The organism is Pedobacter frigoris, from assembly GCF_032678645.1.
In the GTDB taxonomy this organism is placed as follows: Bacteria; Bacteroidota; Bacteroidia; order Sphingobacteriales; family Sphingobacteriaceae; genus Pedobacter; species Pedobacter frigoris_A.
This window is the reverse complement of the sequence record NZ_JAVTSP010000004.1, coordinates 550,027-563,107: the sequence shown is the minus strand read 5'-3', so window position 1 is coordinate 563,107 and position 13,081 is coordinate 550,027. Positions and strand designations below refer to the sequence as shown.

At 36.6% G+C, this 13,081-nt stretch carries 24 protein-coding genes; 1 reads left to right on the top strand and 23 read right to left on the bottom strand.

Features of this window, described 5'->3' with window-relative positions:
* Positions 1-131 precede the first annotated feature (131 nt).
* Positions 132-1,349, bottom strand: coding sequence for an SAM-dependent methyltransferase (locus tag R2Q78_RS15940; RefSeq protein WP_316793522.1), 1,218 nt, complete (start codon positions 1,347-1,349; stop codon positions 132-134).
* 56 nt (positions 1,350-1,405) lie between these two features.
* On the opposite strand from R2Q78_RS15940, the gene R2Q78_RS15935 reads away from it, so the two are divergent.
* Positions 1,406-1,960 (top strand): 2'-5' RNA ligase family protein, encoded by a 555-nt coding sequence (locus R2Q78_RS15935; RefSeq protein WP_316793521.1) that lies wholly within the window; start codon positions 1,406-1,408, stop codon positions 1,958-1,960.
* A gap of 58 nt (positions 1,961-2,018) precedes the next feature.
* Here the strand turns inward: R2Q78_RS15935 and rplQ are convergent, their stop codons facing one another.
* From rplQ to rplP, 22 genes are all read right to left on the bottom strand, one after another.
* A complete protein-coding gene (gene rplQ, locus R2Q78_RS15930) occupies positions 2,019-2,552 on the bottom strand; it encodes a 50S ribosomal protein L17 (RefSeq protein ID WP_316793520.1) in 534 nt (177 codons plus the stop codon).
* Positions 2,553-2,642: 90 nt separating this feature from the next.
* The gene (locus tag R2Q78_RS15925; protein ID WP_136835516.1) at positions 2,643-3,635 is read right to left on the bottom strand and encodes a DNA-directed RNA polymerase subunit alpha; all 993 of its coding nucleotides are present in this window, start codon (positions 3,633-3,635) and stop codon (positions 2,643-2,645) included.
* Positions 3,636-3,713: 78 nt separating this feature from the next.
* Positions 3,714-4,322, bottom strand: coding sequence for a 30S ribosomal protein S4 (gene rpsD / locus R2Q78_RS15920; protein ID WP_136835517.1), 609 nt, complete (start codon positions 4,320-4,322; stop codon positions 3,714-3,716).
* A gap of 65 nt (positions 4,323-4,387) precedes the next feature.
* Positions 4,388-4,777, bottom strand: a complete 390-nt coding sequence (gene rpsK / locus R2Q78_RS15915; protein WP_136835518.1) for a 30S ribosomal protein S11 — start codon at positions 4,775-4,777, stop codon at positions 4,388-4,390.
* 21 nt (positions 4,778-4,798) lie between these two features.
* Positions 4,799-5,176, bottom strand: a complete 378-nt coding sequence (rpsM, locus tag R2Q78_RS15910) for a 30S ribosomal protein S13 (RefSeq protein ID WP_316793519.1) — start codon at positions 5,174-5,176, stop codon at positions 4,799-4,801.
* A 112-nt stretch (positions 5,177-5,288) separates the two neighbouring features.
* Positions 5,289-5,405: a type B 50S ribosomal protein L36 gene (gene ykgO, locus R2Q78_RS15905; protein ID WP_008244551.1), complete on the bottom strand. Its 117-nt coding sequence runs from the start codon at positions 5,403-5,405 to the stop codon at positions 5,289-5,291.
* A 1-nt stretch (position 5,406) separates the two neighbouring features.
* Entirely contained in the window at positions 5,407-5,625 is a 219-nt protein-coding gene (gene infA, locus R2Q78_RS15900) for a translation initiation factor IF-1 (protein ID WP_048907428.1), read from the bottom strand.
* 71 nt (positions 5,626-5,696) lie between these two features.
* A complete protein-coding gene (gene map, locus R2Q78_RS15895; protein ID WP_316793518.1) occupies positions 5,697-6,482 on the bottom strand; it encodes a type I methionyl aminopeptidase in 786 nt (261 codons plus the stop codon).
* 9 nt (positions 6,483-6,491) lie between these two features.
* Complete coding sequence (secY, locus tag R2Q78_RS15890; RefSeq protein ID WP_136835520.1) at positions 6,492-7,826, bottom strand: preprotein translocase subunit SecY; 1,335 nt, start codon at positions 7,824-7,826, stop codon at positions 6,492-6,494.
* Positions 7,827-7,829: 3 nt separating this feature from the next.
* Positions 7,830-8,276: a 50S ribosomal protein L15 gene (rplO, locus tag R2Q78_RS15885; RefSeq protein ID WP_316793517.1), complete on the bottom strand. Its 447-nt coding sequence runs from the start codon at positions 8,274-8,276 to the stop codon at positions 7,830-7,832.
* Between the two features lie 111 nt (positions 8,277-8,387).
* On the bottom strand, positions 8,388-8,567 hold the full coding sequence (gene rpmD, locus R2Q78_RS15880) for a 50S ribosomal protein L30 (protein ID WP_136835522.1): 180 nt from the start codon (positions 8,565-8,567) through the stop codon (positions 8,388-8,390).
* Positions 8,568-8,571: 4 nt separating this feature from the next.
* A complete protein-coding gene (gene rpsE, locus R2Q78_RS15875; protein WP_008244566.1) occupies positions 8,572-9,090 on the bottom strand; it encodes a 30S ribosomal protein S5 in 519 nt (172 codons plus the stop codon).
* Between the two features lie 18 nt (positions 9,091-9,108).
* A complete protein-coding gene (gene rplR / locus R2Q78_RS15870) occupies positions 9,109-9,462 on the bottom strand; it encodes a 50S ribosomal protein L18 (protein ID WP_068892467.1) in 354 nt (117 codons plus the stop codon).
* 5 nt (positions 9,463-9,467) lie between these two features.
* Positions 9,468-10,025, bottom strand: a complete 558-nt coding sequence (gene rplF / locus R2Q78_RS15865; protein ID WP_316793516.1) for a 50S ribosomal protein L6 — start codon at positions 10,023-10,025, stop codon at positions 9,468-9,470.
* 18 nt (positions 10,026-10,043) lie between these two features.
* Positions 10,044-10,442 carry a 30S ribosomal protein S8 gene (gene rpsH / locus R2Q78_RS15860; protein ID WP_048907435.1) on the bottom strand — a complete coding sequence of 133 codons (399 nt, stop codon included), beginning with the start codon at positions 10,440-10,442 and terminating at the stop codon, positions 10,044-10,046.
* A gap of 112 nt (positions 10,443-10,554) precedes the next feature.
* On the bottom strand, positions 10,555-10,824 hold the full coding sequence (gene rpsN / locus R2Q78_RS15855) for a 30S ribosomal protein S14 (RefSeq protein ID WP_012780786.1): 270 nt from the start codon (positions 10,822-10,824) through the stop codon (positions 10,555-10,557).
* Positions 10,824-11,390 carry a 50S ribosomal protein L5 gene (rplE, locus tag R2Q78_RS15850; protein ID WP_316793515.1) on the bottom strand — a complete coding sequence of 189 codons (567 nt, stop codon included), beginning with the start codon at positions 11,388-11,390 and terminating at the stop codon, positions 10,824-10,826. Before rplE ends, rpsN begins: the two co-directional genes overlap by 1 nt.
* Entirely contained in the window at positions 11,390-11,728 is a 339-nt protein-coding gene (rplX, locus tag R2Q78_RS15845; protein WP_136835526.1) for a 50S ribosomal protein L24, read from the bottom strand. The genes rplE and rplX overlap by 1 nt, the downstream gene beginning before the upstream one ends.
* A gap of 1 nt (position 11,729) precedes the next feature.
* The gene (gene rplN / locus R2Q78_RS15840) at positions 11,730-12,098 is read right to left on the bottom strand and encodes a 50S ribosomal protein L14 (RefSeq protein ID WP_008244575.1); all 369 of its coding nucleotides are present in this window, start codon (positions 12,096-12,098) and stop codon (positions 11,730-11,732) included.
* A gap of 1 nt (position 12,099) precedes the next feature.
* Complete coding sequence (gene rpsQ, locus R2Q78_RS15835) at positions 12,100-12,354, bottom strand: 30S ribosomal protein S17 (RefSeq protein ID WP_048907439.1); 255 nt, start codon at positions 12,352-12,354, stop codon at positions 12,100-12,102.
* A 13-nt stretch (positions 12,355-12,367) separates the two neighbouring features.
* The gene (gene rpmC / locus R2Q78_RS15830; RefSeq protein ID WP_136835527.1) at positions 12,368-12,577 is read right to left on the bottom strand and encodes a 50S ribosomal protein L29; all 210 of its coding nucleotides are present in this window, start codon (positions 12,575-12,577) and stop codon (positions 12,368-12,370) included.
* 72 nt (positions 12,578-12,649) lie between these two features.
* Entirely contained in the window at positions 12,650-13,072 is a 423-nt protein-coding gene (rplP, locus tag R2Q78_RS15825) for a 50S ribosomal protein L16 (RefSeq protein WP_008244578.1), read from the bottom strand.
* Positions 13,073-13,081 lie beyond the last annotated feature (9 nt).

The window sequence follows — 13,081 nt, the reverse complement described above, 5'->3', positions numbered from 1 at the left end:
ATTTTACAACTGTTTAACAAGCAATGTGCCAATTGGTTTTTGGCAGATAATCCATATGATATAGAATAATTAAAGAATTTTATGTCCGAAAGCTGTTACAAAAATGTGACAGTATGACAGAAGCAATGTTTTTAAACGAGCTGATCTAGTCCAAGAAGCTTTTCCAAATGATGATAGCCAATTCCAAAATAAGCCTTTGTTTCTGAAATTTTCTGTAGTATTTCCAACCTGGTGGTTTTAATATTTTTGTTGTAAGATTCAGATCTGGCTGACTTCACACCAACAACCAATACATTCTTCGGAGTATGGGCATCAGAAATGAATTCAAAAACCTTAGTTTTATAACCAAAATATTCCAGGATCAATGCTCTGATCGCATCCGTAACCATCTCAGCCTGTCTCTCCAAAAATATTCCATATTTCGTCACCACAGAGATTTCATTTTTCACTTTATTCTTCTCCATTTCCCTTCTTATCTGCTTATGACAACAAGGCGCAACTACAATAAGTTTAGCATCTGCCTTAATACCTTTGAATATCGCATCATCTGTAGCAGTATCACAAGCATGCAAAGCAATCAGTAAGTCTATATTTTGCACATTGTAATCTTCAATAGTTCCCTGAACAAAATCCAATTGTTCAAATGCAGACTGTTTAGCAATCGTGTTACACAATTGAACCAGGTCTTCACGATATTCAACTCCTGTAACTTCAACATTCTCTTTTAATACCTGGTGGAAATAATCATAAAGCGCAAATGTAAGATAACCTTTGCCAGACCCCATATCTACCACCTTTCCTACAGACCCTGCGGGTAATTCTTTTACCAGACTATTTAAAATCTCAATGTATTGATTGATCTGTTTGTATTTATCCTGAGCATTTTTAAAAACATTCCCTTCAATATCCGTTAATTTCAGCTGAACCAGATAAGGTTTGCCGACCGGCTGAATCAATCTTTTCTTCTCCTTATTATGAGTCAAATCTGGCTTCACTGCTTTGCCGGATGTTTGTTCTCTTATGGAGATGTGCTGTTTTTTCCCATGCTCCAGAATAACTTCTTTTTCCGAAGTAAACAAAGTAGCGATTCTAAAATCATTACTTATAAAATGACCAACTAGAGTAATTCCTTCTGATACCGGAAAGTTCTTAATGATGTCCCGCGTTTTATAGCGGTAAGTAAACGACAGCATGTCCATCCTTTTTATTTTTACTCTCCTAACATGAATTTGTTTTAATTCTTTTTCATTTCCCTGGTAATTACCCAATGAAATCTTAGCAAAAAAATTAGACGAGATGCTATCCGTCAGTTGATCTTTAAATTGTTGTATATGGAGTTGATTGGACATGAAATTTGATTACGAAACAAAGATACCATTTAGAAAAGGAATAGTAAATTAGCTTTATGGAATCATTATTTTTTATTGCTATACTACCGCCGGCGGCAATAAGCTCAGAAATTGATGAAATAAGAAAACAATGTTCAGTTGAGTATAAGATATATAGTGCCCTTAAACCCCCGGTTCATATTACCTTGATTCCACCGTTCAAACTAGATTCAGTATTTGAAGATAAATTAATTGCAAATCTCGAAAGTTGCAGAAATTTTCATTCATTTGTTCAGGAGCTTAACGGTTATGATGGCTTTCCTCCGGGAGTTGTGTTTATTCGTGCTGACAACAATACAGAAATCACCCATCTACATAAAATACTTAGAATAAAACTAAAAAAATACCTGAAAGCAAGCTCAGGATCAATTACCCCACACATTACAATTGCCTACAGAGATGTTCTGCAGCATGTCTACGAAAGAATTATGGAAGCTTATAAGAAAAAAACTTTCCGCGCAAGCTTTAATGTAAATAAATTTGCTCTTCTAAAACATGATGGAAAGAACTGGAATTTAGTTAAGGAATTTGAATCCAGACCACAGGAACAACAATACATTATAAACTTTTAACGCAAAAAACCCAGACCGATATCGGTCTGGGTTTTTGCAATGATGATCTGGGAATGAATTATTCGCCTTTATCTTCTTTAGTTTCTTCAGCAACAGGAGCCTCAGGCGCTGCTTCTTCAGTAACTTCTTCTGCCTTTTCTGCCTTAGCAGCTGGAGCATCAGATTTTTTTGCTTTGCTTCTACCACGACGAGTAGTTTTCTTTTCAGCTGTATCAGCTTCTTTTCCGTAAACTTCGTTATAGTCAACTAGTTCGATCAATGCCATCTCAGCATTATCACCCAAACGATTGTTTAACTTAATGATCCTTGTATAACCACCTGGACGATTAGCAACCTTTGCTGCGATATCACGGAACAATTCAGTAACAGTTTCTTTATCTTGTAAATAGCTAAATACGATACGACGAGAGTGAGTAGTATCATTTTTAGATTTAGTGATAATCGGCTCTACATACATACGCAAAGCTTTTGCTTTAGCCAAAGTAGTAGAGATTCTTTTGTGTTTAATTAACGACGAAGCCATATTAGCTAACATCGCTTTACGATGCGAATCCGTTCTTCCTAAGTGGTTTACTTTTTTACCGTGTCTCATTTTTAAATTTATTCAGTGTATACCGTCTCTATGAACTTAATCCGAGGGAATTATACACTATTAACAATATGTTATTTATTTATTGACTAATTATTCTTCATCAAGTTTGAACTTAGATAAGTTCATTCCGAATGATAAACTTTTAGATTTAACAAGCTCTTGAATTTCAGTCAATGATTTTTTACCAAAGTTTCTGAACTTTAACATGTCAGCAACGTCGTAAGAAACCAAGTCAGCTAAAGTACGGATATCCGCTGCCTTTAGGCAGTTTAATGCACGTACTGAAAGATCAAGATCTACTAATTCAGTTTTTAGGATCTTACGCATATGTAAAATTTCCTCATCGACTTCTTTAGTCTCTTCTTTCGCCTGAGATTCCAACACCAAATTCTCATCAGAGAATAACATGAAATGTTGAATCAAAATCTTTGCGGCCTCTTTCAATGCTTCTTCAGGATGAATAGATCCATCTGTAGAGATGTCAAGTATTAATTTTTCGTAATCCGTTTTTTGCTCAACACGATAGTTTTCAATCGTGTATTTTACGTTTTTCATCGGAGTAAAAATCGAATCAATAGCTATTACGCCTACCACTGCGTCGTTTACTTTATTCTCTTCTGCAGGCACATAACCACGTCCTTTATTGATAGATAATTCTACCTCTAAAGTAACCGACTTCTCCATATTACATATAACGAAATCCGGATTAAGCACTTCAAAGTTGTTAGAAAACTTAGTGATGTCACCAGCAACGAATTGCTCTTGTCCATTCACTACGATAAAAACTTTCTCAGAATCACCTGAATCACCAACTTTTTTAAAGCGAACCTGCTTCAAATTAAGTATGATTTCAGTTAGATCTTCTACAACACCTTTCATCGTAGAAAACTCATGCGATACACCAGAAAAACGAATACTTGTAATGGCATAACCTTCTAATGAAGAAAGCAATATTCTTCTTAAGGCATTACCAATTGTTACACCGAAACCGGGCTCTAAAGGACGAAATTCAAATATACCATCGAAATCAGTCGACTTCTGCATGATTACCTTATCGGGTTTCTGAAATGCTAAAATTGCCATTTATAATGTTTTTAGATCGTTATTAAAATTATGTAACGTAAAAAAATTAGTTGCCAATAAGGCAACTAATTAAATATATTACTTAGAGTATAACTCTACTATAAGGTTTTCTTTGATATTCTCAGGAATCTCATCACGATTAGGATAAGCCAAGAACTTACCTGTTAATTCACGTGCATCCCAGTCTAACCAATTAAATTTATTGATTACTCTTCCTGCTACTGAATTTGTGATGGCCTCTAATGTTTTAGATTTCTCGCGAACAGCTACAACATCACCAGCTTTCAACTGATAAGAAGGAATATTTACTACTTCACCGTTAACTGTTACGTGTTTATGGCTAACTAACTGACGAGCAGCTGAACGTGTAGTTGCAATACCTAATCTGTAAACTGTATTATCTAAACGAGCTTCCAATAATTGCAATAAGTTATCTCCAGTAATACCTTCTCTCGAAGATGCTTTGGTAAACAAGTTACGGAACTGACGCTCCAATACTCCATAAGTATATTTAACTTTTTGTTTTTCCATTAACTGTACTGCGTACTCAGATTGTTTTCCTCTTCTTTTAGACGCACCGTGCTGTCCAGGAGGATAATTTTTTCTGTCTAATACTTTGTCAGGGCCGAAAATTGGCTCTCTGAATTTACGCGCGATTTTGGACTTTGGTCCTGTATATCTTGCCATTGCTTTTTGTTTTAAAGTATCATGCAACCTATAATTGCAGACTCTTAGCTTTAAAAATTAATAAATTAAACTCTTCTCTTCTTAGGAGGACGACATCCATTGTGTGGAAGCGGTGTAATATCTTTGATTGAGGTAACTTCCAAACCTGAAACCTGCAACGTTCTAATTGCTGACTCACGACCTGAACCCGGACCTTTAACAAAAACTTCTACTTTACGCAGACCTAAGTCAAATGCTACTTTACCGCAATCAGATGCAGCTTGTCCTGCAGCGTATGGAGTGTTCTTTTTAGAACCCTTGAATCCCATTTTACCTGCTGAAGACCATGAAATAGTTTGACCGTTGTTATTTGTTAGGGTAACAATGATATTATTAAAAGTAGCATTGATGTGTGCCTGACCAACAGGCTCGATAACAACAATACGCTTTTTGGTAACTTTTTTACTCTTAGCCATAATTATTATTCAGTACTAATTTTATTTAGTAGCTTTTTTCTTGTTAGCAACTGTTTTTCTCTTGCCTTTACGTGTACGAGAATTGTTTTTAGTACGTTGACCACGTACTGGCAAACCTTTTCTGTGACGTAAACCACGGTAACAACCTATGTCCATCAAACGTTTAATGTTCAACTGAACCTCTGAACGTAAAGCACCTTCTACTTTAACGCCGTCATTGATGATCGTACGGATTGCCGATAACTCTTCATCAGACCAGTCCTGTACTTTTTTGCTCAAATCGATACCTGCCTCAGTCAATATACGCTGTGCAGTTGATCTACCTATTCCGAAGATATAAGTTAATCCGATTTCGCCTCTTTTGTTTCTTGGTAAATCTATACCTGATATCCTTGCCATATTTGTATTTAGCGATTTTTGATTTACGATCCTGGATTTACGATTTACGACTAAAGAAGCAATGTTCTTAATAATCCAATCTACTATCGTAAATCTAAAATCTAAATTTTAATTAACCTTGACGTTGCTTAAATTTAGGGTTCTTCTTGTTGATTACGTAAAGTTTACCTTTACGACGAATAACCTTACAATCAGCGCTACGTTTTTTAATTGATGACCTAACTTTCATTTTATTTATATCTATAAGTAATCCTGCCCTTTGATAAATCGTAAGGCGACATCTCTAATTTTACTTTATCTCCCGGTAAAATTTTGATGTAATGCATCCTCATTTTTCCCGAAATATGAGCGATTATTTCATGACCATTCTCCAGTTCTACACGGAACATGGCATTTGATAACGCTTCCTTTATTACACCGTCTTGTTCAATTGAGGCTTGTTTAGCCATATAATATTGATTTTTACTTAATTAGCTGCTATTAAACAGGGTTGCAAAATTAAATAAAAAATTTTAATTATTTACTTTTTTTCTATTAAAACTTCTTCAATTAATGAAAAGGTCGATAAAACATCTGCCTTCCCCTTTTTTACAGCCACTGTATGCTCAAAATGCGCTGAGGGTCTGTTGTCTTTGCTGGTAACTGTCCAACCATCTGACCAAAACTTTACAGCTGCAGTACCGGCGTTAATCATGGGCTCGATAGCAATCACCATACCTTCCTCTAACTTAATCCCGCTACCCCGCTTACCATAATTAGGTACTTCAGGTTTCTCATGAAGTTTAACCCCTACACCATGCCCCACCAACTCCTTCACTACACCAAACCCGTTGCGCTCCGCTAAGTCTTGAACAGCGAACCCGATATCACCTATTCTGGATCCAATTACCGCCTTCTCAACGGCTAATCTCAAACATTCTTTTGTTACCTCAACTAACTTCTTCTTTTCTTCATTTACCTCTCCTATCGAGAAAGTATAAGCTGAATCGCCGAAATAATTATTCTTAATGACACCACAGTCTACAGAAATCAAATCTCCTTCCTGGATTACATAATCACTTGGAAAACCATGAACGACTTGCTCATTTGGTGATATACACAAAGAGTAAGGGAATCCATTGTAATTTAAAAAGGCCGGGATTGCTCCGTGATCTTTGATAAAGGTCTCGGCCAATTCATTCAACTTCTTTGTGGTAATCCCAGGTCCGATAACTTTAGCTACTTCAGCCAAAGTTTTTGAAACCAACAGGGAGCTTTCCCTTATTAACTCTATCTCCTCAAGAGACTTGTAATAGATCTTAGACATTAATGCTCATTAAATCACAGCATTGCTACCACTGGCAGCTGGAATACCAGTTCTACCAGTAACCCTTCCGGTTTTCATCAATCCGTCATAGTGACGCATCAATAAATAACTTTCAATTTGCTGAAGTGTATCTAAAACAACACCTACCAAAATCAACAATGAAGTTCCACCATAAAAATGGGCAAACTCTGATTTGATTCCGAACTTAACTGCGATTGAAGGAAGTATAGCAATAATAGCTAAAAATATTGCTCCTGGAAACGTAATCTTAGAAATGACATCATCAATAAAAGAAGAGGTTGACAATCCTGGTTTAATTCCAGGAATAAATCCACCATTTTTCTTCATATCGTCCGACATCTGAGTCGGATTCACTGTTATTGCTGTATAGAAAAACGTAAATGCAATAATTAAAAATGCAAATGTCAAACTATAAGCCAGAGAAGTATAATCACTAAATTGAACCAACCAAGTATTCTGCAATGAAGGAAAAAACTGAGTCAAAGTTGCAGGAATGAACATTAATGCCTGAGCAAAAATGATAGGCATTACCCCAGCAGCATTAACTTTCAATGGAATATATTGTCTAACTCCACCAAATTGTCTATTTCCAACAATTCTTTTTGCATATTGAACAGGAACTTTCCTAACACCTTGAACAATCATTATTGTAAACATAACAACTGCAAATAAAGCTACTATTTCGATTACAAGGGAAATCATTCCTCCCTCACCTACGAATCTCGAAGTTACTTCTTGATAAAGTGCCATAGGTAATCTTGCGATGATACCCACCATAATGATCAGGGAAATACCATTACCAATACCTTTATCAGTAATTTTTTCTCCCAACCACATTACAAATAATGTTCCTGCAGCTAATACAAACGTAGCTAAAACGAAAAACAGTGTATGATCAATTACAATTGCCTGTTGTGGTACCTGTGTTTTAACATAACCAACAGCTTGCACTGCTGTAATAGCCACAGTCAGATAACGTGTAATTTGATTCAGCTTCTTTCTACCACTTTCACCCTCCTTTTGCATCTTCTGAAATGAAGGTACTGCAATTCCCAATAGCTGAACTACGATTGATGCAGAAATATAAGGCATAACACCCAATGCCAAAATTGACACTCGGGAAAATGATCCTCCGGCAAACATATCCAACAGACCCAAAAGGCCAGATTTTTCATTATCGCCTAAAAGAGTTGCATCCACACCTGGCAAAACCACGTGAGACACAAATCTATATATCAAAAGAATCATGAGCGTAAATACTATACGCTCTCTTAATTCTTGAATTTTCCAAATATTACTTAAAGTAGTAAACAGCTTCTTCATTAATTACAATTTTTCGATTGAGCCTCCAACAGCCTCAATAGCTTTTTGTGCAGTTGCAGAAAAAGCATGTGCTTTAACTTCCAATTTAGATTTAACTTCACCACGACCTAAAACTTTAACAAGATCGTTTTTAGATGCCAAACCATGTTGTTGCAAGGTAGCAAAATCTATGCTTGTTAAATTAAATTTTTCAGCCAAACCTTGTAAAACATCAAGGTTTACACCTACATATTCAACACGGTTAATAGGCTTAAACCCTACTTTAGGTACACGACGTTGTAATGGCATCTGACCACCTTCGAATCCAATTTTTGTTGAATGTCCAGAACGAGATCCAGCGCCTTTATGACCACGGGTAGAAGTACCACCACGACCAGAACCGGTACCACGACCAATTCTTTTACTATTTTTAGTAGAACCTGCTGCAGGTTTTAAATTACTTAAGTTCATTTTTTGAAACTTATTGTGTTGCCCTTCGCTTGCACTAATCAGGGTCAACGGTTAAACATATACAAAGGTTGCAAATGTAATTATATAAACTACATTTACAACCTCTAATAATTATAAATTCTCGATAGCAACTAAGTGATTAACTTTTCTTACCATACCTATGATGGCAGCAGTTGCTTCAACCTCTACGCTCTGGTTCATTTTAGTTAAACCTAAAGCTTGCATCGTTCTTTTTTGGCGTTCGCTTCTATCGATAATGCTTTTTACCTGGGTTATTTTGATCTTCGCCATAATATTATCCGTTAAAAACTTTATTTAAATCTACACCACGTTGTTGAGCTACCGTATATGCATCACGCATTTTGGTTAATGCATCAACAGTCGCTTTTACCACGTTGTGAGGATTTGATGAACCTTTAGACTTTGCTAATACATTATGTACACCAGCACTCTCTAATACAGCACGCATCGCACCACCTGCAATAACACCGGTACCTACTGCTGCTGGTTTGATTAATACAAAACCTCCAGAGAATTTACCTATTTGTTCGTGAGGAACAGTACCATTCAACAAAGGAACTTTTACCAAGTTCTTTTTAGCATCATCGATGCCTTTTGCAATAGCTTCTGTAACCTCTTTCGCTTTACCTAATCCGTAACCTACGATCCCGTTCTCATCACCTACAACCACGATGGCCGAAAAGCTGAAAGTACGTCCACCTTTAGTTACTTTGGCTACACGTTGTATGCTAACTAAACGATCTTTCAATTCGATCTCGCTAGTCTTAACTCTTTTTATATTGATAGTTGACATTCTTATCCTATTTTCAGATTAAAATACTAAACCAGCTTCGCGAGCACCTTCTGCCAGCGATTTAACACGTCCATGGTATAAGTAGCCATTTCTATCGAAAACAACTTCTTTAACACCAGCTGCAATTGCTTTTTCAGCAACCAATTTACCTACAGCTACTGATTGCTCAGATTTGTTACCAGTACCAGAAAAATCTTTTGATAAAGATGAAGCCGATACAATTGTACTGCCGGTTACGTCGTTAATGATTTGAGCATAAATTCCTTTATTGCTTCTATAAACCGATAAACGTGGACGGCTTTCAGAACCTGTTAATCTTTTTCTGATTCCTTTTTTTATACGATCTCTACGAGATAATTTTTTCCCTGCCATGATGATTATTTTTTAGAAGCTGATTTACCTGCTTTTCTTCTTAACACTTCGCCAACAAACTTGATACCTTTACCTTTATATGGTTCTGGAGCACGTAATGAGCGTATTTTTGCCGCTACCTGACCAATCAGTTGTTTGTCTATACTTTCCAAGATAATCTTAGGAGTCTGACCTTTTTCTGAAGTTGTTGTTACTTTAATTTCTTCCGGCAATTGGAACACATAATGGTGAGAATAACCTAAAACAAGATCCAAAGTATTTCCTTGGTTAGTCGCACGGTAACCCACACCAACTAATTCTTGTTGTATTTTATAACCTTCTGTTACACCAACAACCATATTATTCAACAAAGAACGATACAAACCATGTAGCGCTTTATGTCTTTTTTGTTCTGATGGACGCTGTACAGTTAGTACGCCATCTTCTTGACTTACAGTGATATCTGAATCTACTGCTTGAGTTAACTCTCCTTTTGGTCCTTTTACAGTTACTACGTTATCTTTAGAAACAGTAATTGTTACACCAGCAGGTATAGTAATCGGGGCTTTTCCTATTCTTGACATTTTGCTATCCTCCTTTAATTAATAAACGTGACACAAAACTTCGCCACCGATGTTTAGTTTAGCAGCCTCTTTATCAGTCATAACACCTTTAGATGTAGACAAGATTGCGATACCTAAACCATTTAATACTCTCGGCATATTTTCAACGCCGGCATATTGCCTTAAACCTGGTTTGCTAATACGTACTAATGTGCGGATAGCTGGGATTTTTGTGATCGCATTGTATTTCAACGCAATTTTAATTGTTCCCTGAGCTGTTGTATCCTCAAATTTGTAGTTAGCGATGTAACCTTTGTCAAAAAGTACTTTAGTAATTTCCTTTTTAAGGTTTGATGCAGGAATTTCTACAATTCTGTGATTTGCCTTGATGGCATTTCTTACCCTTGTAAGATAATCTGCTATTGGATCTGTATTCATTTTTTATATAATTGTGATAGTGGTTTCCTTCCTGACCTATTCGGGACGACCTGCCATCGGTTAATTTTTTGTTATTGCTTGAGGCCTTAACCCCAAGCACAAAGAAGCTGTATTACCAGCTTGCTTTTCTTACTCCAGGTATTTTACCTGCTAAAGCCATATCACGGAATAACACCCTTGATATACCGAAAGTACGCATGTAACCACGAGGACGTCCAGTCAATTTGCAACGGTTGTGCAAACGAACAGCAGATGAGTTTTTAGGTAACTTATCTAATCCTTCATAATCACCAGCAGCTTTAAGTTCTGCACGTTTTTCTGCATACTTAGCTACCAATTTTTGGCGCTTAATTTCGCGAGCTTTTACACCTTCTTTTGCCATTATTGTTCTGCTTTTTGATTTTTAAATGGTAATCCAAATTGTTTTAAAAGTTCCAATGCCTCAACATCTGTAGTAGCTGTTGTTACAAAAGTGATATCCATTCCTAAAATCTTATTGATTTTATCGATGTTGATCTCAGGAAAGATGATTTGCTCAGTAATACCTAAAGTATAATTACCTTTTCCATCAAAACCTTTATCATTGATACCTTTGAAATCACGGATACGTGGCAAAGCTACGGAAATTAAACGATCTAAAAACTCATACATGTTGTTATCACGTAAAGTTACTCGTACGCCTACAGGCATACCCTTACGTAATTTAAAGTTTGAGATATCTTTTTTAGACTTTGCACCTACAGCTTGCTGACCAGCAATTGTTGTCATCTCTAAAATAGAGCTGTCCATAACTTTCTTGTCAGTTACAGAATAACGGCCAACACCTTGGTTGATAGCAATTTTCTCCAACTTAGGAACCTGCATAACGCTTTTGTAATTGAACTTATCTTTAAGCGCCGTTACAATTTCCTCTTTATATTTACTTTTTAATCTTGGTACGTAAGCCATTATTTGATCTCCTCTCCTGATTTTTTACTAACCCTAACTAATTTCCCATCAGCATTAAGCTTTCTGCCAACGCGTGTAATGTTTCCTGATTTAGGATCAATTAACGCCACGTTAGAAATATGAAGAGCAGCTTCTTTTTTAATGATACCACCATTTGGTGTAGCAGCATTTGGTTTTGTATGTTTTGATACAAGGTTAACGCCCTCAACTAATATTCTGCTTTTAGTAGCTAATACTGAAAGCACTGTACCTTGTTGACCTTTTGAATCGCCGGCAATAACCTTTACTAAATCTCCTTTACGGATTTTTACTTTTGGTGTAGTTACTTTATTTTTCATTTTATAATACCTCCGGTGCTAATGATACAATTTTCATGAATTGTTTTTCACGCAGTTCTCTCGCTACCGGGCCAAAAATACGTGTACCGCGCGGCTCATCTTGTGCATTTAATAATACTGCTGCATTGTCGTCGAAACGGATGTAAGAACCATCTTTACGTCTGATCTCTTTCTTTGTTCTTACAACAACTGCTTTAGAAACTGTTCCTTTCTTAATGTTTCCAGAAGGTAATGCACTTTTAACGGTAACAACGATTTTGTCACCAATAGAAGCATATCTCTTTCCAGTACCACCAAGTACACGGATAACCAATACTTCTTTTGCGCCGCTATTGTCGGCTACGTTTAATCTTGATTCCTGTTGTACCATGTTATTTAGCCCTTTCTAAAATTTCCACTAATCTCCAGTTCTTGTTTTTACTCAGCGGACGAGTCTCCATGATCAGTACTGTATCACCAATACCGCAATCGTTTTTCTCGTCATGAGCCATAAATTTGGTAGTTTTCTTAACAAACTTACCATAGATCGGGTGTTTCACTTTACGCTCTACCGCTACAACAATAGATTTATCCATCTTGTTGCTTACCACCAACCCGGTTCTTGTTTTTCTTAATTGTCTTTCCATTTCGACTCTAAAGTTATTTAGTTTCAGTAGCAGACTCAGCTTTACGCTTAGTCACTTCAGTGTTTAATCGGGCTATATCTCTTCTTACCTTTTGTATACGGGAAGGATTTTCAATAGCCGATATTGTATGCGCAAATTTCAACTTTACTAAGTTTTCCTTTTCTTCTGCAATCCTGGCTACTAGTTCTTCTTGTGAAAGCCCTGTTATTTCTGAGTTTTTCATTTTATTAATTTTTATGTTGCGGGTCTAGAGGTTGTAATAACAAGTTACTTACAACATTCAACCCAAAACCTTCTATGCTTCTACGTAATCTCTACGTACTACAAATTTTGTTTGGATCGGTAATTTTTGAGCCGCTAGTCTCATCGCTTCTTTAGCAATTTCTAAAGGAACTCCTTCGGCTTCAAAAATAATACGTCCGGGTCTAACTACAGCTACCCAGTATTCTGGAGCACCTTTACCTTTACCCATACGTACCTCAGCTGGTTTCTTAGTCACCGGTTTGTCCGGGAATATTCTAATCCACACCTGGCCTTCACGTTTCATGAAACGAGTTACCGCAATACGGGCTGCCTCTATCTGACGACTGGTAATCCAAGTCGACTCTAAAGATTTAATCCCGAAAGACCCGAATGATAATTCAGCACCACGAGTTGCTAAACCTTTCATTCTGCCCTTTTGCATCTTTCTGAACTTCGTTCTTTTTGGCTGTAACATTTTATTCTA